Below are 21,546 nucleotides of genomic sequence, written 5' to 3'. Positions count from 1 at the left end.
GAATTATGAATATCGAACAACATATTGTAACTGCAACCATTGAAGCAGTTAAAAAACTATACCATCAGGATCTTCCTGAAGCACAAATCAGTCTGCAGGACACGCGTAGCGAGTTTGAAGGACAAATTACTATCGTTGTATTTCCTGTAGTGCGCTTTTCTAAAAAATCACCAGAAGTAACGGCCAGCGATCTGGGTGAATACCTGCTGGAGCATGTAGAGGATGTAGTTGCCTTTAATGTAGTGAAAGGATTTTTAAACCTGAGTATTAATAATTCTTATTGGGTAAGCCTGCTGAATACCGAATTGTTGAAACCAGAATTTGGTACCATCGCGGCTAATGGCAAAAAAGTAATGGTAGAATATTCTTCTCCAAATACCAATAAACCGCTTCACCTGGGGCATGTGCGTAATAACCTGCTCGGCTATTCCGTTTCGGAGTTGCTAAAAGCAAATGGTTCGGAAGTGTTTAAAGTAAACCTGGTGAACGACAGGGGTATTCATATCTGTAAGTCGATGCTGGCCTGGCAGAAATGGGGAAACGGAGAAACTCCACTGAGCTCAGGATTAAAAGGAGATCACCTGGTAGGTAAGTATTATGTGATCTTTGATAAAGAATATAAAAAAGAGATCGAAACCCTTAAACTTCAGGGACAAACAGAAGATGAAGCTAAAAAGAATGCTCCGCTGATCAAACAGGCGCAGGCCATGCTTTTAGCCTGGGAATCTGGCGATGCTGAAGTAATTGACCTCTGGAAAACAATGAACGGCTGGGTATATGAAGGTTTCGACGTAACCTACAAAAACCTGGGTGTAGATTTTGATAAATATTATTACGAGAGCAACACCTATCTGTTAGGAAAAGATACCGTAGAAGAAGGACTGGCAAAGGGTGTTTTCTTTAAAAAGGAAGACGGGTCTGTTTGGATAGACCTGACTGCCGATGGCCTTGATCAGAAGCTGGTTTTGCGTGCCGATGGGACTTCTGTGTATATCACACAGGATCTGGGTACTGCCCAAATGAAATATGATGACTTTGGTATGGATGAGTCGATCTATGTGGTAGGTAACGAACAGGATTATCATTTTAAGGTATTGTTCCTGATCCTGGATAAACTGGGCAAAAGCTGGTCGAAGGGATTGTATCATTTATCTTATGGTATGGTAGATCTGCCAAGCGGAAAAATGAAATCCCGTGAAGGTACAGTGGTTGATGCAGACGACCTGATCGCCGAAATGGTGTTGACGGCAAGGCAGAAAACCGAAGCCTTAGGCAAGGTAGATAATTTTAGTGAGGAAGAAAAAGAGCAGCTGTATTATAACATCGGGATGGGTGCTTTGAAGTACTTTCTGCTGAAAGTTGAGCCTAAGAAACGTTTGTTATTTGATCCGGCAGAATCTATAGATTTCCAGGGCAATACAGGTCCTTTTATTCAGTATACCCATGCACGTATCAAATCGTTGTTGAGCAAAGCTGAATTTAAACAAGGCGTACAGGTAGATAATTACATTTCCTTATCAGAGACTGAGCTGGAAATGATCATCTTACTGGCAAAATATCCATCGGAAATCGCTGCTGCGGCGAAGTCATTTAGCCCGGCAAGTTTAGCCAATTACATTTACGAAGTGGCCAAGATGTTCAATAAGTTTTATCATGAAATTCCACCGATCGTTAAAGAAGAAGATGAACAGTTAAAACAGCACAGGCTAAACCTGAGCTGGGTAACTGCGAATATACTGAAAGCAGGGATGCGCATCCTTGGGATAGCAGTTCCGGAAAGGATGTAACTGTTTTTGGAATGATACTTTAAAAATTATACTCGTTACTGCTGGTGTTTAGCGAAATTCAAGCACCAGCAGTTACCAATAGTTTCTTGCTGCGCCGGACAGCTTTTACTACGTCTAAAGCCCGTCAAAAGATTGTCTGGAACTCCTTTTACTGCTTCCGTATAAATGTAATTGCGGTGTTAATTTCGCCTGGTAATCAAAGAAAGGTTATTCTATTTGGGTACATTTGCGGCTTATTCCACTTAAGCTCTGCCGTATGATCACAAATGAAACAATAGTTGCTTTATCAACCCCGACCGGATCGGGTGCTATCGGAGTGATCCGCTTGTCAGGGAAAGATGCAATTGCAATCACCAATTCCGTTTTCAGTGGTAAAGATCTATTGGTGCAGCCTACACATACACTTCATTTCGGATTGATCAAAGATGGCGACATCGTGATTGATGAAGTAGTGGTCAGTCTTTTTGTAGGCCCTAAATCGTACACCAAAGAGAATGTGGTAGAAATCTCGTGCCATGGTTCCAATTATATCATCCAGCAGATTATTAATTTATTGATCAGGAAAGGGGCTTCGGCAGCTAAGCCAGGTGAGTTTACCTTACGTGCTTTTTTAAATGGCGCAATGGATCTTTCACAGGCAGAAGCGGTGGCAGATCTGATTTCTTCAGATTCACAGGCAGCACATAGTGTAGCGATGAACCAGTTGCGCGGAGGTTTCAGCACAGAGTTGAATGTGTTGCGGGAACAACTGATCCATTTTGCTTCGATGATAGAACTGGAATTGGATTTCTCTGAAGAAGATGTGGAGTTTGCGAATAGAGATCAGTTACAGGCGCTGATCAATAAGATCACCCTTGTGTTGAATAAGCTGATCCGTTCTTTTGAATTGGGAAATGTGATCAAAGAGGGGATCAATACAGTGATTGCCGGCAGGCCTAATGCAGGAAAGTCGACTTTGCTGAACGCTTTATTAAATGACGACCGTGCGATTGTCAGTGAGATCGCAGGAACGACAAGGGACACGATTGAGGAAGTTTTAAATATCAAAGGTATAAACTTTCGTTTGATCGATACGGCGGGCATACGCGAAGCTACAGATACGATTGAGGCTATTGGTGTGGAGAAGACCATGCAGAAAATCAGCCAGTCGGCCGTTTTGGTTTATTTGTTTGATGTGGTTAACCTTACTGCAAAAGAAATACATGAAGATATCGCCCGTTTGCATCAGCCAGGAGTGGCTTTTATCGCAGTAGCGAATAAGATGGACCTGACTTACAGTGACAGGATCAAGGAATTGAATTTACCTTCGGATATCCAGTTTATCGCAATTTCTGCAAGGGAGAACCAAAAGATAGAAGAACTGAAAGATTTGCTGTATGAAACAGCAGTAGGGGATAAGTTATCGGAAAGCCATACTATGGTGACGAATATCAGGCATGTGGAGGCATTGAGAAGGACTCAGGATTCATTGAATAGTGTTTCTGAAGGGTTGATTAATCCGGTTACTTCAGATTTTTTGGCGATTGATATTAAGCAGGCACTGTATTATTTAGGTGAGATTACAGGGAAGGTTACTACTGACGATTTGCTGGAGAATATATTCAGTAAGTTTTGCATTGGGAAATAGTTTATTTTTAAATAAAAAATGTCTTTTTTATTTAAAAATAAGACTTATTTATGAAAATAAAAAGTCTTATTTATTATTTTAATACTTTTAAAGTTAAATTTGCGATCGTAAAATGATTTTTATCGTGTTGTTAGAATTTTTTGTACCTCATTTGTACCTCAGACAGCTTATCTAATATCGCCAAATTTTATAGTTAGTTATCGTCTCTTATCGATGCTTATATATACTTATTAATGCTTATTTGATCAAAATAAGGGTAAATAACAAAAGATGATTTGAGAGGTTTTACATCGCAAAGGTTCTATTCAGTGGAGTCAGCACCTTCTCTTTTGATTAAAACCTCAAGATCGACTTCCAGACCATCAGCTATTTCATAGAGATAATAATAGGTTGGGTTTATATTGCCAGCTTCTAATCTTTGCACAGATTGTTGGTCTTTGCCAATGGAATAGGCAAGTTGTTTTTGAGAAATACCCTTCTTATTACGTATTTCACGTATCCTGGCACCAAGATCTTTAAGTAGGGTTTCCTTTTCCATTGGAAGCGTAAAAGAAGGGTAAACAACTTAGATGTTGTACAACGGATGCGTTGTAATTGGAATGTTTTTTTTACGTTTGCGGAAGATTAGAAGCTTTTATTATGGAATTCCGCTGTAATTTCAAGTGTTCTTATATCTCATTGTATCGATGAATAAAGCATTTTAGTATTTATCACGATATGATTTAATGGCTCGTGTAGGTTACTATGCGAATACCAAATTTTATTTAGAATATGAGTTCGAATTTTACAGTGAAGAGGATTTGTGAGCATTGCAAAGGAATATTTGATGCTAAAACAACAGTAATGCGGTTTTGTAGCGCAATATGCAATAAGAGAAGTTATAAGCTAAGATTGCGTGTTAATGCAATGAAAGACACAGATCAGGAAGTACAAACCATCCTAGATAAACCGATTAAGAGTTTACAGGGAAAATATTTTTTGAGTGTGAGTAACGCGGCTAAACTTTTAAGTACATCAACAAAAATGATCTATAGAATGATTGCAGACGGGAAATTAGCTGCTGTAAATCTCTCTGTGCGTAAAACTGTTATATCTCGTAAGGAGATCGATCGATTGTTTGAAATTAAAGAACAGATTAAATTCCCTGAAGAGAAGCTCGTGGTTAGGCCCAAGATAAGGGATAGCTATTCTATAGCAGAAGCACAAAAGAAATTTAAAATTTCAGAGGCTGGTTTGTATCAGCTGATTAAACGACATAAGATATCAAAATTTAAAAATGGGTGGTATACTTATGTTGCAAAAAAAGAACTTGATGTAATTTTTAATAACGATATAAAATAATGTCCAAGGTTACCATACGACGTAAAGCCATTTCCAAAGCCAGGCATACCATCTATCTGGATCACTATCCGCCAATTTATAACCCCTATACGGGAAAGTTGCAGCGAACAGAGTATCTAAAGCTATTTACCTTTGATAAGCCATCTAATGTCGCAGAAAGGTTGCATAATAAGGAAACATCAAATCTGGTTGAATTTATACGTGCTAGTCGTCAGATTGATATTCAAAATAGAAGATTTGGATTTTTGTCTGATGCTATCAGAGATTCTAGTTTTATAGAACATTTCAGGGCGTTTACGATTAAGAAGCAAAGGTCTGACTCTGATAATCATGCGATGGCGCTTCGTTACTTTATAGCTTTCGCTGAGGAAGATATTAAGTTGAGTGATTTAAATGACTTTCTCTGTGAAGATTACAAAAACTTCTTGTTAAGTGGGCCTGGGTTAAATAGCAGAGAGAAAGCGATAAGTAAGAACACCGCAGTTAATTACTTTGCTAAATTTCGTTCAGTTCTTAAGGAGGTATTTAAAAGAGGATTGATTGATGTTGATTTGTATAAAATTGTTCTGCCTATTAAGCTCCAGGAAACACATCGGGATCGTTTGGAAATCGAAGAATTTCAGCGATTGGCGTCTACACCTTCATCATCTGATTTGATGAAAAGAGCGGCTCTTTTTTCGGGACTCACTGGCCTACGATTTTCTGATGTGCAGGCACTGACTTATTCAAATATTAAAGGAGTACCTGGTAAATACTATTTGCAGTATATTCAAGATAAAACAGGAAATGCTGAAGTATTACCAATCTCTGATCAAGCTGTACAGCTTATTGGAAAAAGGGGAGAGCCGAATGAGATAGTCTTTGACAACTTAAAATATTCGTCCTTAAAACCGTTTTTTGTTGCCTGGTTACATAGAGCGAGAGTGTATAAAAATATTACTTTTCACAGTTTTAGGCATACTTATGCAACTTTACAATTGGAGTATGGAACGGATATTTTTACATTATCTAAATTGCTCGGACATAAAAGTCTAAAAAGCACTCAAGTGTATGCTAAAATTGTTGACAAGAAAAAAACTGAAGCGGCAGAGAGAATAGTTCTTGATTTGGAGTACTTTTAGTGATAACTATCTAGTTTAGATCTTTAATGTGATTAGTTCTAAATTCATGATTTAAGTCAGAGCAGTATTGCTATGTTAATTTATGTCCTAGGTGGACATTGGGCTAATTATGCAGGATAATTTTGAGTTTGCAGCTTTAGTGTTGTGTTTAAAAACGTTTGACGGCATCGCACAAACGTAGCCAAAGGAAAGAATTCTAAGTTTAATTAGCGGGTTAGAACGTTTACTTTTCTCCCAGAATATTGTTGCTCGTAAAAGTAATCATTGGTGAACCGATACCATACATCCCAACAATCGTAATGATTTTTAAGCTAACTTTAGGGTTACATGAAAACCGATACAACCAGAATAAATCCCAACAGTTCCATAAGAAGTGGATATGACTTCGAAGACCTCTATGTACTACAGTTGTGTGTTAAATGGTTGAAAAATCCTCGTCGATACAGTGAATTAAAAATTCAATATGTACCATCTGAAATAAAGGCATTCCGTTTTGCTATTGATGATATTGTTGCAAAAGATCAAAACGGTTTCCTGGAATTTCACCAGCTTAAACATCTGCAAAATCCATCGACCGATCTATGGACCTTTGATCGTTTGTTGGAAAAGGGTTGGAATAACTGGATCAGTTCTTACGCTAGTTTGATAAATGCAGGTATACCAGGTACAGGCGCGTTAATAACTAACGGCACGGCAGACTCCGAGGTCGCCGATTGTCTCCAAGAGGATCGGATTAATTATGAAAAACTGGTCAGACATCAACCAAAACTCCTTCAGAGCTTGAACGTAATTCATGGCGAAGACGCGCTCCGGCAATTCTGCGATAATTTTGTATTTACCTTTGACATGCCAGGTAGGGATAAGTTGGAGGGGGAACTAAGAGAAATCTTATATTATGAACTTAAGGTGACTCAAGCCGGTGCGGATCGCTTGCTGCTCCATATAGGACAACAGGGTTCTGCGAAATACCCGCTCGTTTTTACTTTATCTAGTATTCGTGACCAGTTGTCGTGGGATGATCCTCGGCCACTCAACCAAGACTTTGAGGTGCCAGCCGACTTTGAGTTTTTTGATAAACACAAACATGCATTGACCGTTCAAGAACTGCGGGATACTTGTGGAGGTATTAAGCTTTTTACAGGTAAGCCTGGTAGCGGAAAAAGCACCTACCTGTCTAAACTCTATCAACTGCTTCAGGAAAAGGTTGGTTTGTTTGTCATACGACACCATTACCATTTAAATCCGAAAGATACTTCTTACCGCGACCGGCTCAATTCCGACCGAGTAAAGGAAGCCCTCAAAGCCGAATTTAAAAAGCAAAAGGAAGATGTTCTTGGCCAACTCGCCATACATAACACGGAACACACCCCCTTAAAAGATTTTATAGCTGCTGTTGCTAAATATTACAGTGATAGGGGTAAAACGTTCGTGCTGATTATTGACGGGCTAGACCACGTAATCCGAGAAAGCTTTGATGAACGGGAGTTAGGCGAATTTATAGAACAGGTGCTTTACCCACAAAAGGGCTTTTGGCTTGTGTTGGGTACTCAGGAAATGGCGCTACCTTTTTTACCCAATGTAATCAGCCGCCTTGTCCTCCCAGAAAAAAGGATCGAGATCAAGGGATTAAGTCGTCAGGCCGTCAGGCATATTTTTGAAAAACACCCCGTACGTGCGTGCGTCCATCAGCACGAGGACATCGCGGACCAACTAATACCGGCTTTATACGCCAAGACCCAAGGCAATCCACTGCACTTAAAGTATGTCCTGAAACAACTTGAACTGGGAAATGATGTCGTTTCCGCCGACAGCATTGCTGCTGTATTACCCTATACAGGCGAGATCAGCGATTATTATTCGGCCCTTTGGCAGCAGCTTGCCCCACTGTCCAAGACCTTTGCTTTGGCCATAACCCGCTTGGATTTTAAACTTCAGGAAGAACAACTCTTCGACCTGGCCGCGCATTTAGCCAGTAAACCGCAAGAAATCAGCGAGGCTTACAAGCAAATCCGGCACCTGATCCGTATTGAACTACCTGGCATTTCCGTTTATCACAATAGTTTTGCCGTCTTTATTGGTGACCAACCCGAACTTGCAGAGCAGCAGATGCTACTTTACAAACAGCTCCGTAACTGGTTGAAAAAACCGAAAAATAAAGACCTGGCTTGGGCTGAATTGCTCAAGGTCGAGTACGCATTGGGCAATGATAAGCCACTACTGAAAGTAGATAAACCCTGGATCATAAACGCTTACCTGGATTGCAGGGATGAAATTCAAATCATAAGGATATTGGAACTAGCGGTTGAGGCAGCCTTCAAAAAGCGTTTGTACAGCAAGGTGCTCGAATTTCGTTATCTGGAAGTCTATTTTGAAAATAAACAATACAATTTATCTAAGGTGCTACCAGCGCTGGGAGATTTTGCTTACAGTCGCAAAAAGAAAGGAAGCAAACGGTTCCTTGATTATGGGCAATTGAGCCATTTCGCACTCAAAAACTATCTGTTAAACCTCTATGATGAAGGCATCCTCCAGGCTGTACCGTCAGAAGCGCTTCTGCGCTTTGACGATTTGTTGCGTACCCATGATTACGAACAAGATGAAGTGATAGAAAGCATATTTGAGGTTTTACTGCATTTCAATAACGAACCGTTTAAAAAGATCTATACCTTTTTACTCCAGTTCAAGGGGACTAACCGCTCGGTCGCCTATTTCAACCTTTTTATCCAATTGCTTCTGCGGATGAAACGAGAAGAACTGATTGGCCAACTACTAAAACAGACGCTACAGACCGAAGAAAGGAATGTCGTATATCAGCGCCTGCTCGTCCACCACCTGCTTACCGGGAAGCGAGACTGGGTGCCGGAGATTGATATCTGGTGTCGCAAGGCCCAGCCTGACCAATTTTCTGAGCTATATTACTTTTTCAAAGAACGTACGACACCTAAACATATCCGACTGGATGCAGCAAAGGCTTTCCCGGATGCACTCGATTACCAATCTGCCCGGTCAGGTAAAGCAAATGAACTTTACACAGGTAATTTTTTTTCCGGGCTTTACCTATGTCTTTCCGGCTCAGCCGAAACCGTCCGGAAATGGATCGCACAGCCAGTAGACCATTGGCCGGTGCTTCTAATGAAAACTGTTCTGAAAAACTCACTGCGTATGGCTGATGATTATCAAAGCAAACATGCATTTCGGATTGCCGAATTGATTAGCAGTTTTCAATCTTTGCCCGACTTGGATTTTTACGCCAATCATGAGATATTCGAACTTAAACGTACTATAATTCCCCATCTTTTTGCGACCCTGTTTCGCACCGGTGCGATTCTGAATGCGCAGTTGAATATTCTCAATGAACTCTCCAAAGATGATGTAATTGCTCTGTTTGATTGCAAGTGGCTGAACGATACGACCCGGCACGAATTATTCGATTCTTCATCTTTTGGATTCAGTGATGTTGCCTATGATGCCTACCAAAATCGCGTCATCGCCGGGCTGGAAAGTACTATCGTGCAATTCGACCAACGTGCAGAACGGTATGTAGCCCTGATCCGGCAGGCAGAACGCTTAGGTCGCCAAGCTGAAGCAGATGCACTTCTGACAAAAGCCGCCGATATCCTTATCAGCTACGGCAACCATAAGGACATGACCCTAGCATATGTTATCGAAAACATCCAGGTGTGCGGAACTGCCGGTTCTAAAAAGACGAAGGATTATTTGCGTCAGATCGCACCTTATGTCTATGATATGGAAGCCTATACCGACGGTGATGAGACAGGAGCTTTCATTTATACCTGGGCCGGTCTGCTGAGCATTTACGATCCTAACCTATTGTTCAACCTGTATTTTGATGCGTTGGAAAAAAGAAATTATGGCCTGTCGGAATCTTTATTTGGTGATTGCCTTGCCTGTCTGGACTTGGGTGAACCTATAGGTGCAGCGATCGCAGAAACTGCTGTATCGCACAGCGCACATAACAGCCTGAGCTTCCTGGCAAAAACCAGTCCGGAGGCACAGAGGGCGTTAGGGAAGATCGACGCAATGTTTGGCCCCGTCAATTATGACGATGAGCGGGAACCACAGCAGGATTATGGTTCCCATACCCATGAAGTCGATATTTCCAAAATCACTGGTATCTCTTCTACTGAACTGATAGGTTATTACGATAACTTGGGTCATGAAAACTATAGTCGTAAGAATTATGTGCAGCAAAACTTTCTTAAGGAATGGTGTACGGTTTGGTTGCCCGAAAATGAGGAGGGAACGTTCGATGTCATCACCGCATTAAAAACACTGACAGTTCGTGATTTTACACACATACCAGCGGAGGTGCTGGACTTGCTTTATCCGCATGTACTCGCTTCAGACCCTAAGTTTGCTTTCGACTGTTTGTGCTGGTCTTATGCTAATAATAGCGATTGGAGTGACCTGAGCACTCACTTGGAATCGGCAAAGCAGAAATGGAAGCTGTTGATACGCGATTTTCCTGCAAGGGTATTAGATTTTCTCGACAAAACGATCATATATTCCGGTAGAAATCGGGGCAAAGGTGGAACATATTACCTACCCGTGCCTCGCGTCACCCATTTTTTTAGCTATGTAGGTATGACTGACCGGGCCGAGGAATTAACTAGTGCTAATATTGCCCTGCTACCAAACCTTTTCCCAGGTGTGAAACTCAACCAACCGGCTTTTGCCTTAAATGAGGAGCAGATTCTGCCGATCGATGTTCTGCTCAAAAGGGTCGAATGGCTAAGTCCGCTCACCCGTGAACGGGCAGCTTATTTGTTGGCCGAAATGCTCGCCGATGATACAGCAGGAGTTTTGCATACTCGGTTTATAAAATGGCTCTTAGAAGTTAAACTGGAAACTTATGCATGTTACGGCTTGACCATTGTGCTGAAATCGTTGGATCGCCCGGGAAGCGCCAGTTATATGTATATTAACTTTGATAAAACCTACCCGATAGGCCTCCGTTGCATGGCTACTGACCTGTTTTTGCAGGCCATCGCAAAGAAAACGAGGACTAAATTCTTTGCGCCCATACCAAGGGTTATTGTATTGAGTTCCCGGCGTGACGAAATGATGGAAGAAAAATTTTTCAGTAATATGGATGCCTACCTGACGCAATTTTACCACGAAACTATTATCGAGCTCCAGCGAAAAGCTCGGGTACCAGTCTGGCGACTATGGTACTATCTATTTATAGAAAAAATCGAGGCATTGGGTATCGAAGAAACCTGGGATGACCCACGTTACGCCAATACCGCCGGTGAATTGATGATTGGCCGTTCAAACGTCATCAGCGAAATCTTTAAATCTTCCTTTTTCAATCTACTGGACTACCTGTATGATGCGAAGCTGATCAGTTATTACGAATTCGATAGTAATACAAAGAAGAACCTCCCCGCTGATATTTCGTTTTGGCGGATCAAACCAGGTAAAGTACCTGATTGGTGGCCGACTTTTAAAAAGGGACAAGCTGGCGATCTACGGAATTTATTGGAAGTTCCGATCAGGAGCCTTATTGCGGCCAATGATAAAGACCAACTGCTCAGCTTAAAGGGTGCTGTCCGTACCGGCATTAATTATTTTGTGAGCAAGCGCCAGGGCGAATTAATTCTATTGCCTTTTGCTTATCGTTTGAAAGGAAATCGGATGCCAGAAGCCGAAATCATTTTTGAAGCGTTGTCTCGTGCCCGGAGCTGCTGGATCTCAAAAGCGGAAAGTCCGCAGGATCTGGGTTTTTTTGACCATGAGTTGATGCATTCCGGTCAGGGATTGACAGCCCATCAGCTACTGGATCTGGAGGTTACGGACTTGGTGGGTACTATAATCCTTGATACGGGGATGATATGGCAATATTATCGAATGGTCCACCAGCCAGCCTTGCTTAATCCTATCCTACAAGGCAGCCTAAATCTGAGTACAGATGGTGACCAAATTACCTATACCGATGGAAAAACAGTTATTTGTACTGTGAACGATTTCGCACTTGGTATGCGGGAGACTATTGAACAAGGAGATATTATCCCTTCCGGAAATTATCTGAAGATCGATAGAGCTTACTTGCAAAATAAGCTGGACGAAAATCAGTTAAAACTTGGATATGTGTGCCGGCTAAATGTCCGGGAAAAGGGCAGCAGTTACCGCACGATTGCCAAAACCCATAGTCTTTATGAAATGATATTTATATAATTCCCGTGTTCTGGCGGTATCGAGAGGCATATAGAAATTTGCACTGAACGGGCTTGGCCGATCACGGAAGCTTAGATAAAGCGTTACAAATACGTTACAGAGCAAATTTTTTGATTTCAAAAAAAGTGATTAAATTACTTCTGTGAGTCAGAAAAGAAGATATATGTCCCATATATGACGGTCAGACTAGAAGACTTAGAATCTTTTGTCGATGGTTCGAGCCCATCTTGGCCCACTTTCGGGATTACCGTTGAAGAATTTTTTAGCGAAGGATTTGATTAAAGATATTTCTTTCAAGATTCATCTAATCAAATCCATTCAGGGACCTCGACTAGATGGCTATACAGTAATATCTGCATGGTTTATTACAAAGAACTTCATCATCCGGTTCTGGGAATTGTCATCATAAGAATGTTGTTTGATCTGATAGACAAGTGAAAGATCATGATCCATCATGTATTTTTTTAGCAAATCATTTCTCATATAGTTAAAATCATTACTGAAATGCGAATCGTCTTTAAAATGAACACAGTAAAAAGCTGGATTAAGCTGATCGTCGAGTATTTGACAAGTCTTTGGGTCTGATTTCAGTTCCAGATATTTTCCCATTTTTACTGAAGGTAGGTATTCACTAAAACCCTTTAATATAGCACTGTCAGATTCCCATAAGTATTCTGATAATGAAGGTTCTGAGTCGAATTGTATCCTGCCCATTCCTTCTTCTTCAATTTTTTCACCAATTCGCTCATGGCCATATCCCTCTTGGATTGCCATCATAGCTGTAATCGTTCTTAAGTATTTCACCATCTTTCCTATTGGGATGGTAATGGTATCTGGGGAAGTGGATGGCATGGTGTCCGCCCAATATAATTCACCAAAGTAAGTATGTCTTATGGCATCCCTTGAAATGTGAATATCGTGTTTCCATTCGTCATAGATAATATCTGTTGCCTCAAGAAGTGCTGGCAGATCCTCATCATTTTTTATAAAGAATGACTCCACTAATATAAATGACCTCACTTTGAAACGATCGTCTACACCTTGGTCAACTTTTCCATATAGCATTGTTGAATTATTTCCATTGATTGACTGCTGGAAAAATTCATTTAACGAATCTAGGTTAACCGCTTTAGCCCAATTTGGATCTTTAGTTTGATCTTGCAGCAAATTTCCGTTAAAAAGTCTTTTATCAATTTTATAATCGGTTAACGGTAGTGAAAAATCGATACTGACGTCACTTAGACGATTGTAATAGGTTGTTTCCGAGCCTCTTTCGTACACATTTAGGTGTTTGTTTAGTAATAGATACCCGGCATAGTCATAAAATGCCATCCAGGAATACTTCTTACCTAACCGTTCTATAGACCAATCTCTTCTAAAAAGATTTTGTCCCCAATAAAAGCCATTAAACGTTTCGTCATCGTCTTTATTTAGGTCGAGATTTTTGTAACCCAATTCGTAGATTCTTTTGAATACATGACTAATTGCTTCACGCTGTGAGATATCTTCTTCTTTTAATAACCTTGGAATAGTATAAATTCCAAAATCCATGCCTATTGGAGCCGGCCAATCTGTTTCACGGCTTTTCATTACAGCCTCAACTTGCTCTTCATCCGGAGCTGTCCATGTTACTGGGGCTGTAAACTCATAATTTGCTATTCGTTCTAGATCAACTTCGCTGAAAGTTATACGTTCTTTAAGAATCGCTAGATCCAGTAAATGTTTAATTGAATCTACAACAATATAATTATATACGGGAGCAGCAGCGTTTTCTGCAAATTGTAGATTAAACAATTCTTCAGCTATATGAGGTAATTGCTGAGATACAAAGTAAGGGTCATTCTGAAGGTTTAATGCTACGCCGTAACAACATCCTGCAAGGCGTTCATAAATGTAAGTGTCTTTTAACTTTGATGCTTCTACTGTTAATTTTAGAAGTGAGAGAGGTAAGATTTTACCGAATTCAATGAGGTAGATTGTAGCCTCATTCCGAAGTTCGGTTATGGTTGTTGAACTTATATAGCTTATAAATTTAGCCGCAGTAAGATGGTATCTTAAATCATGTGTTGTAAAGTCTTTTAAAAAACCTTGATTTTCTTTTACAAACGTCCAAAAGTAGTCGGCATCTTTGTAAATTAAATAGTCCCATTCCAAACTAAAGTCCCACAAGTTTTGCTTTAGTAAAACCTTTGAAATAAAATCAAAATTAAATTGATGATTCGGATTTACCCACTGTCTGCTGCTAATATCCAGTATGTCTTTAACAATTAACTTATCATCCAAGTTCAATAGATAATTAGGAATACTTTCATCTATATTTTGTTGAGATCCATTAAACAGATACCACCAGGACAAATTAATTCCGTCATTGTCCGTTAAGGCTTTAATTAAATCCGGTTGCATTGCTATCAGGAACTTAAGTATATCTAGACGTAGTTGATGATGATTTGCAGGATCACTTCCAACCAGCTTTTCCTGAAACACTGCAGAATTGATAAGGTCTTGTAATATTGGATATTGTCGCATTAATTCTGCAGCTATTAGATAGCCGCCTACTTCCTGTTGTGTATGTTTGATTATCTCATTCGCACCTCCAGTAAAGTCCTTGATGAAAATAAGATACCCTTCTAAAACAGCCTGGGCGATAGAATGATCTATTGTGGTATGATCTCTGTCATTAAAAGCATCACTAAAGGCATTTAAAGATATAATGGCTTCATTGTTTTCTAAAAATGCTTCGGAGCTTTTTTCAAAGCCACTTTTTATAAGTGTGTCTTTTTGAAGTGTTAGCTTTCTTTTTACTTCATAGGTCAGCCTTGAAATATAGTCTTCAAAAATACTTAGGTAAGAATTGATGTCAAGGCTTACTGAAACCTCATTTGTCCTATTTTCGTTAGTTAGTTTGCAGTAAAGGTCCAGTAATAAAGGGATATTGAAATAAGACAGATCTGCTTGGTCGAAATTCTTTGGTTTTATATTGTAATAGCTGAAATAATTTTGACAAGCTGCTTTGACATCGCTATCTGTTCCTAATCCTTTAAGTTCAAAAATCCTTGAAGGCTTTGTCTCCCAAATGTTATCGATGTAGGAAGTTCTCAAAGTGCAGATTACATAAAGATTAGGGTAATGCTTTATTTTATTGATGAAGCTCTGAAGGCTTGTTTTCCATATATTACTAAAACCAATATTAGATTTCGTCGTTTCATTTAAAGCATCAAATATCAACACACATCTCTTTTTTGCGTTAAAGCTGAACGCATCCAGAGACTCTAAAATTTCTGTAAAAGTGTAGTCTCTAGGAGCTTCTAAAAGCTCCAGCATTTTTTCTTCAAAATTGAGGTTGTCACCATTAAATAATTTTGGCTTGAAGAAAAGTACGTATTGGTCTTTTGCTTTCAATTCTTTAATAATATGAGCAGAAATATGAGTCTTTCCAGTTCCGGCATTCCCTGCTATGATCTTGCAATTTCCTTGCTCGATGATATTTTTGAGCATAGCCTGCATGTCTGCAAGGTAATAATATACTTGTTGATAATGTTGAAACAGGTATCGTACTACGTACTCATCTTTGGGCTTTTTATCGAGAAATCTGTTCCATATAGATGAAATTCGTGAGCTTATTTTTTCATTTGTCGTTGGTAAAGGCGAAAAGCCTGTTAAATCCTCAACCAGATTGAGATCTGTTTTTGCAAAAACATCATTTAAATCTGACAACAAAGTCCTGATGCTCTCTAGTTGATTAAACAACTCAATCGGTGCTGTGACGTAATTTGAAGCTGGTTGGGTAATTTTTATATTCTCGTTACTTAGCGCTTCATAAAATTCAATATAACTTTTCTCAAATCTGCTAAGATAATCCTCACATACACGGATTTGGTTCGAATGGATTGACTTCCATTCATTATATTCGAGCAGGTCATTTAAACTATCTCTTTCAAATTCGCTGATTTGATGTAATTCCGGGATGTATTTACTTTTTATCTCATCATCATAATGCAGATTTAAGATCTTATCTAGCCAAGCTTCGGAAATGTCAAAGTTTGCACGTGCTTTGACCACAGGATCATTATATATATCGATCTTCAGCTTCGAATTGTTGATGTCTTTAAAAGAAATAGCATTCCTTTTGAAACTGAAAAGTTTACAAATACTTTTGAAAGAGAAATTCAAGATATTATCTAATTTTAATTTTAATATTTGAATCTTTAACTTTCGATGACTTCACACTACCTCCGGATTTAAGGTCAAAGTCAAATTCACTATTCTCTATTCGATTGGAGGAGACGTTTGAGATCTGCTTCTCTAATAAGAGCGTTAACAATACACAAGCCTGGCCGATAACAACGATTAGAGGCTCAGATGTGCGATCTTTATATAGCCAGTAGGCACCTACGCCCAACATAAGGAGATTTAGAATAAGAAGGATGGTTTTGAGAGTAATGTTCATTTAGAAATTGGTTTGAATTGGTTTTAGTAAAGTTACTAAATATAACATAATAACCACGCAACGGGAATACTGGCCCTGAAGCTCATTAGAAGCAAATTCCTAAGTTTAAATTGATTAGCTGATGGTGTTATTTCAGTAAACCGGTAATAAAACTACCTAAGGAGGCGATGATAGGCATGATAGATCCTTTGAAAAACTCGTCTAAAACTTTGGTTGCTCCATATTCTGCGGCAAAGCCAGCTATCAGCTTAAACCATTTCTTTTTACCCAGTATCTGTAATCCTTTGAGCTCTTCTGCCTCAGCAATGGCCGAGTCAATAGTGAGCAGGTCAACTTCTTCGAAAATAATTTCCTGGCCAGCTTTTAATTCTTTGAGCTTTTGAATGATTTGGTTAATCTTGTCGTTGTTTGCATACGTCTCGTCACGGGAGAAGCTGTCTACGTCAACATTCAAATCATTTTCTTCCAGCTGGCCGTATAGGAAATATAACAATTCCTGGCTTTCTGGTTCAATTCTGCAGTTTGGAGTTCTACATTTTGCTATGTGTTCGGCTACAATCTCGTTGATGTGGTTGATGACATAAGCTACGAATTGTATTTTGTCTTTTTCATTGTGAAGCTTATACAGTTCGGTTTCCAACTGATCTATATTGTATTTTAAACTAATGTTTCCAGCATCACGTATACGTTGGTTACAAAAGTCCTTCGCCTTCCGGTTAATCAATTCACTGATGCTGAAATTTGGATAGGGTATTGAGTTGTATTCCATCGCTTGTTCGTTTTAACTAAGGTATTCATTTTTACTTAAATGGTGTTTTTGTAATTATACTTTGGTTATTACCATGCTTGGTGTATAACCATATCAAAGCGCTTACAATCAAAGCGGATTTACCAATTATGCTTATGGTGCTAATAAAGGTGAAAAACTTGCGTTCTTATTTTGGAAGGTAAAGGTATGAAAGGGGGAAAGATCTTTGCTATTCCTGTTTGCTGAAAGTGATCGTGCTTCAGTATTACGGTTGAGGAATTCTTTAGCAAAGGATTTGATTTATTTAATTTAATAAATCAACATAATCACACATTCCTATTGTGCAAAACGTCAATATGTTTCTGATTAGTGATTGAACTGTCAATGAGCTCAAATGCCAAATATAGTCTTTCTGGATACTAAATGGGAGATATTATTACCTCAAACACCTTTATAATAAACGGTTATGTTGTCATTGTTTTCTTTAATGGTACCCAGTATTCCGGGTAGCCGTACTTTGATTAATTCTATAAAGGTATGAGTGCCTGCAAATTTAGGAAAGCTCCGCTGGGATGTGTCATTAATTGAAAGATGGTTAAAGGGCTCATCCAACGTGGTTTCAATTTCCTTGTAGGTTTCCATTCCGATCTCTGAAATAATGGGCGTTAATATTTTTATGCGTTCTGAAGTTGAAAAAGGTAGTTTTAGCAACGGAATGACATTGCTTTGCTGGACGGTCTCTGGCCATGATGGATATTGTAATAAAAAAGAGATGACGGCTGTGCCAAGAGCATTTTGACCTGGCTGTTGGTGAGTAAGAATGTGTTCAATTAAGTTAGCCTTCTGAGCATCAGAGAGTACAAAGGACGCAAGGACATCCAGTAGTGTTTTATCCGCTATAGAAAGTTCGTTAAAAGCCTCCAGAAAATTGTCAAAGTATTTTACTAAATATTGCTGCATCACGCCGGGATAATGTGTTTGCAGGTCGCTGAACATTTCGTTATCAAAGATTATTCGATCACTATCAATTAAGTAGCGTACTTTTTCTTCGTCCAGTTGCTCCACATCCAGTCCTTCCATACTTGGAGAAAGGTGATCTAACAATGCTTTGTAACTTTCGATTGAAAGTTCTATCCTGTAGAGTACTTCTTGTGACAAATCAAGGGTCTCGGTTTCTGTAGTTTGCGTGCGTGCTGGATAAGACTCAAGAACCAAGTTGGAGTAAACCTTAGGATCATTTAGGTAGCTGGTAAGTGTTTCGTCTAATGATTGCTGTTGTAGAAAATAAGTAGACACGTTTTTCCAGGATGGCGTAACCTGGCGCCCTGATATAAGAAATTCTCTGTATTCTTCCGGTACCGCCTCTAAATCTGGTAGGATAGTGGTTTGCTTTTTCACAAACGCTTTTGTTTTCTCTTGATCAAGTCCAGTAGTGTTTAGTAGCTTGACGAGGGTTTCTGCATTCTCTTTCGTATTTTTCTCATTTTTGCTTATCAGCTCCAGATAAACGGGCATTTCTTTTTCCAAGTTGGTTTTTAAAAATCTTGCATCTGAAGCAAGTATAGTACTAAAATTGGCGTTGTCCCATTCTGTTTCTGGAAAAGGATCCTGACCACCAAATTTAACCATGATGTATCTGAGGTTATCTCCCGTTAGTTGATAAAGGTGTTGTTCATAAACAGCTTCGAGAGTTTTGGGAAGCATTTCTAGGACATCAACTTTTAAGAATGAAACTTTCAAATCACTGAGGACTCGAGCTAAAGCTTCCTGTTTATCTGTCAGTAAATTAGTGTTATAGACGTCCGTATTGTAAGATAAAAATCCACTAAATTTAGAGGTTGCGTTGATGGATTTTTCTAAAATATCGGTGGAGAGGTGGCGAATAAAAAGCGCAGCATAAACAGCCATTGTTGAGTCATCATAAAAAGATTCTTCAAAAAGATAATCCCAAATTTCTGGCCAATTCGCTACCAGTGCAGGAATAAACGTATCCTGATTCTTTTGCTCACCTAGGAACGCATCAATAAAAGAAACGTCCTGATTTGTTTTAAGCATATTTATTAAGAGGGATATCTCCTGATTGCGGTCAGGTTGTTCTAGCAACCAGCTTAGTAGGTTAAAGTTCAGAACGGCAGTGTTTGAATATTGGCCGATGCTTATCCAGTCACGAACTATAACATCTATATTTGCTAGTGAGTAATTATAAGCTAGCGGTTGCCGATTTAAAATGCTCATCACAAAGTTCATGTCTTCCTGTTTTAAGCTACCTTCTATAAAATAGGATATATATGGATGATAATATTCATCGATATAGCCATTGCTCATGAGGTAAATCAAGATAGACGAGGTGGGCTTTTCTGTTGGAAAATCGAACTGTCCGCCGTTATCTAAGATTTCTTTAAGGCTCTGTCTTGAAAGCAAAGCACGTTCGTGACCGAGGGTTTCTATCTTTAGCTTTGCTTTGCTGATACCATCTTTGGTATAGGTTTCAATGTTCTCCAATCTTTGGAGATAAGTCTGGTTTTGATCTACTTCTTTTTCAGCCGTTGAAAAAGGGTAGCTAAAACTAATGGGTTGATAAGAACCGTAATTACGATTAAATCCGTTTGCTATTAGCGCACCACCGTTGCGCCACCAGTCAAAAGCAGTCTCTTTGATGAATTCGCTGGGGCGTGTTTCTCCGTTGAAAGTCAGATTTGCCTGGGCAGGTAGTGCGGCTATCGCTTTGTAAACATAAAGTGATCGGAGTTCTTCAATGTCTTTGATTTTAAGGGCTTCCAGCTCCCGGATATGGGATTGAAGCGAATTTATTTGCTGATCTATAGATTCTTTCTGAGCACCAACATATAATTTCTTTTTGTCTAGTACACGGATAATCATACCCTTACCATGATGTAGTTTTGCAAAATCTCCAGGATGAAGATTTTTAAAAATGATAAGGGAAAGTAATTTTTCAGGATCTAAATCTTTGGACAGAGTGGCATAATACAGGCTAAATTCGTTGACAATGTTTAGCAACATCCGCATATCCTGGATATACAAAGTAACTGTCCTAAGAAGTTCACGCGGCATCTTCCGGTTTGGAATAATCGTATCCAATCTGACCGCAAGGGCATCTCCGGCATTGGCCACACTGATTATCGGTATAACGGGGATAAGTAGGTCAAAAAACTTAGTCCGGTTGTTTTGGGTAAATATATTGTCCCGAACAGCGTAAATAAAATTAACCTTATGGTTTATCTGGCGTGAATTGTTAATCAGAATGTTAATTTCACGCAACTTGGTAAATATCTCAGTATCATTGAAGCGGTCAAGATCTTCTATAATTATCAAAGAGGTATTGGTTTCTTCGAAAAAGTAAATGATCTCATCGAGGTGCTTGTTAAATATTGAGCGGGTTTCGCCTTCCGAAAATTCCGCGCCTGCCGTTACAACCGAGAGTTTAGTGAAACGCAAATTTCGAATGTTGCGATAAAGGCGGTAAAGAAGATAAATACTACCCAACACCAACAGGGTTAAAAAGCCAAGGTCTAAAAAAGGTTTCACTTCTTCGGTGATAAATTTGAAGCGCTTGAAATAATCCCCTTGTGTTACATAGAAGTATGACAGTGCAAAAATGGAAAGGAGCAAGGTGCCGAATAGTCGACTATACCAACGAATGGGCCTGATCTTAACGAATCGAGAATCCGGTAGATCATGGCTGCGTTCATGATAGATAAGTTGTTGTAATACGCTGAGCTCAACTTTATTCCTCCATTCGCCTTTATCATCTTTCTCTTCATCAAATGATGCTAATGATAGGTTGACACTTCGGAATTCTAGATGGCGTTTCTGAAAAGTTCTGATGATGCTGCTTTTTCCAGAGCCATAAGGCCCAGTAATAGCTATGTTGCTGACATTTGGATTTTTGATCCCCCAAAGCAGCATGTTTGTATAAAGTTTGTTTTGATCGGCGTCTTCAATAGGGGCAAGATCACGATAGCTGCTTGTATTAGGATTAAAAGCAAAGCCCGTGATCTTGCTGTCCAAAAAGATGATGGCTTTGATAAACCTTTTGCTTGTCGAGTTACGTAGTTTTTGCGGAACTGCGGTTATTGTTGCCTGTGCAGAACGGTATTCACGATTAATCCCGGCCCGAAAAATTTTTAATCTTCTACGAATGTTGCTAGGTCTTGCAGGATGGATTTTCGGCTTTGGGATAGCATGCTCGTTGGATGGATGATTCATTTAAATAGCGTTAATTAACTTGGAAAATTTAATATCGTTGAAGTTAAGCA

9 protein-coding genes are annotated in these 21,546 nt (G+C 39.4%); 5 read left to right on the top strand and 4 right to left on the bottom strand.

The window, feature by feature from the left end; translation table 11 throughout:
• The first annotated feature begins 5 nt into the window (after positions 1-5).
• The gene (gene argS, locus GSQ84_RS14675; RefSeq protein WP_158798023.1) at positions 6-1,787 is read left to right on the top strand and encodes an arginine--tRNA ligase; all 1,782 of its coding nucleotides are present in this window, start codon (positions 6-8) and stop codon (positions 1,785-1,787) included.
• Positions 1,788-2,043: 256 nt separating this feature from the next.
• Complete coding sequence (mnmE, locus tag GSQ84_RS14670; protein WP_158798022.1) at positions 2,044-3,414, top strand: tRNA uridine-5-carboxymethylaminomethyl(34) synthesis GTPase MnmE; 1,371 nt, start codon at positions 2,044-2,046, stop codon at positions 3,412-3,414.
• A 301-nt stretch (positions 3,415-3,715) separates the two neighbouring features.
• Here mnmE and GSQ84_RS14665 read toward each other — a convergent pair whose 3' ends face one another.
• Positions 3,716-3,952, bottom strand: coding sequence for a helix-turn-helix domain-containing protein (locus GSQ84_RS14665; RefSeq protein ID WP_158798021.1), 237 nt, complete (start codon positions 3,950-3,952; stop codon positions 3,716-3,718).
• Positions 3,953-4,320: 368 nt separating this feature from the next.
• Here GSQ84_RS14665 and GSQ84_RS14660 point away from each other — a divergent pair, with 368 nt between their 5' ends.
• From GSQ84_RS14660 to GSQ84_RS14650, 3 genes are all read left to right on the top strand, one after another.
• Positions 4,321-4,755 (top strand): helix-turn-helix domain-containing protein, encoded by a 435-nt coding sequence (locus GSQ84_RS14660; protein WP_158798020.1) that lies wholly within the window; start codon positions 4,321-4,323, stop codon positions 4,753-4,755.
• The gene (locus GSQ84_RS14655) at positions 4,755-5,876 is read left to right on the top strand and encodes a site-specific integrase (protein WP_158798019.1); all 1,122 of its coding nucleotides are present in this window, start codon (positions 4,755-4,757) and stop codon (positions 5,874-5,876) included. Before GSQ84_RS14660 ends, GSQ84_RS14655 begins: the two co-directional genes overlap by 1 nt.
• Positions 5,877-6,203: 327 nt before the next feature.
• Positions 6,204-12,074 carry an ATP-binding protein gene (locus GSQ84_RS14650; protein ID WP_158798018.1) on the top strand — a complete coding sequence of 1,957 codons (5,871 nt, stop codon included), beginning with the start codon at positions 6,204-6,206 and terminating at the stop codon, positions 12,072-12,074.
• Positions 12,075-12,413: 339 nt separating this feature from the next.
• On the opposite strand, the gene GSQ84_RS14645 is transcribed toward GSQ84_RS14650, so the two are convergent.
• The 3 genes from GSQ84_RS14645 to GSQ84_RS14635 all read right to left on the bottom strand — a co-directional run bounded on the left by GSQ84_RS14645 (position 12,414) and on the right by GSQ84_RS14635 (position 21,496).
• Positions 12,414-16,133, bottom strand: coding sequence for an NACHT domain-containing protein (locus GSQ84_RS14645; RefSeq protein WP_158798017.1), 3,720 nt, complete (start codon positions 16,131-16,133; stop codon positions 12,414-12,416).
• 515 nt (positions 16,134-16,648) lie between these two features.
• Positions 16,649-17,290, bottom strand: a complete 642-nt coding sequence (locus GSQ84_RS14640; protein WP_158798016.1) for a hypothetical protein — start codon at positions 17,288-17,290, stop codon at positions 16,649-16,651.
• Positions 17,291-17,710: 420 nt separating this feature from the next.
• Positions 17,711-21,496, bottom strand: a complete 3,786-nt coding sequence (locus tag GSQ84_RS14635) for a hypothetical protein (RefSeq protein ID WP_158798015.1) — start codon at positions 21,494-21,496, stop codon at positions 17,711-17,713.
• Positions 21,497-21,546: the final 50 nt, after the last annotated feature.

This window comes from Pedobacter sp. L105 (assembly GCF_009765875.1).
Taxonomy (GTDB): Bacteria; Bacteroidota; Bacteroidia; order Sphingobacteriales; family Sphingobacteriaceae; genus Pedobacter.
The sequence above is the reverse complement of the archived record's forward strand: the minus strand, read 5'-3'. Positions and strand labels throughout refer to the sequence as shown.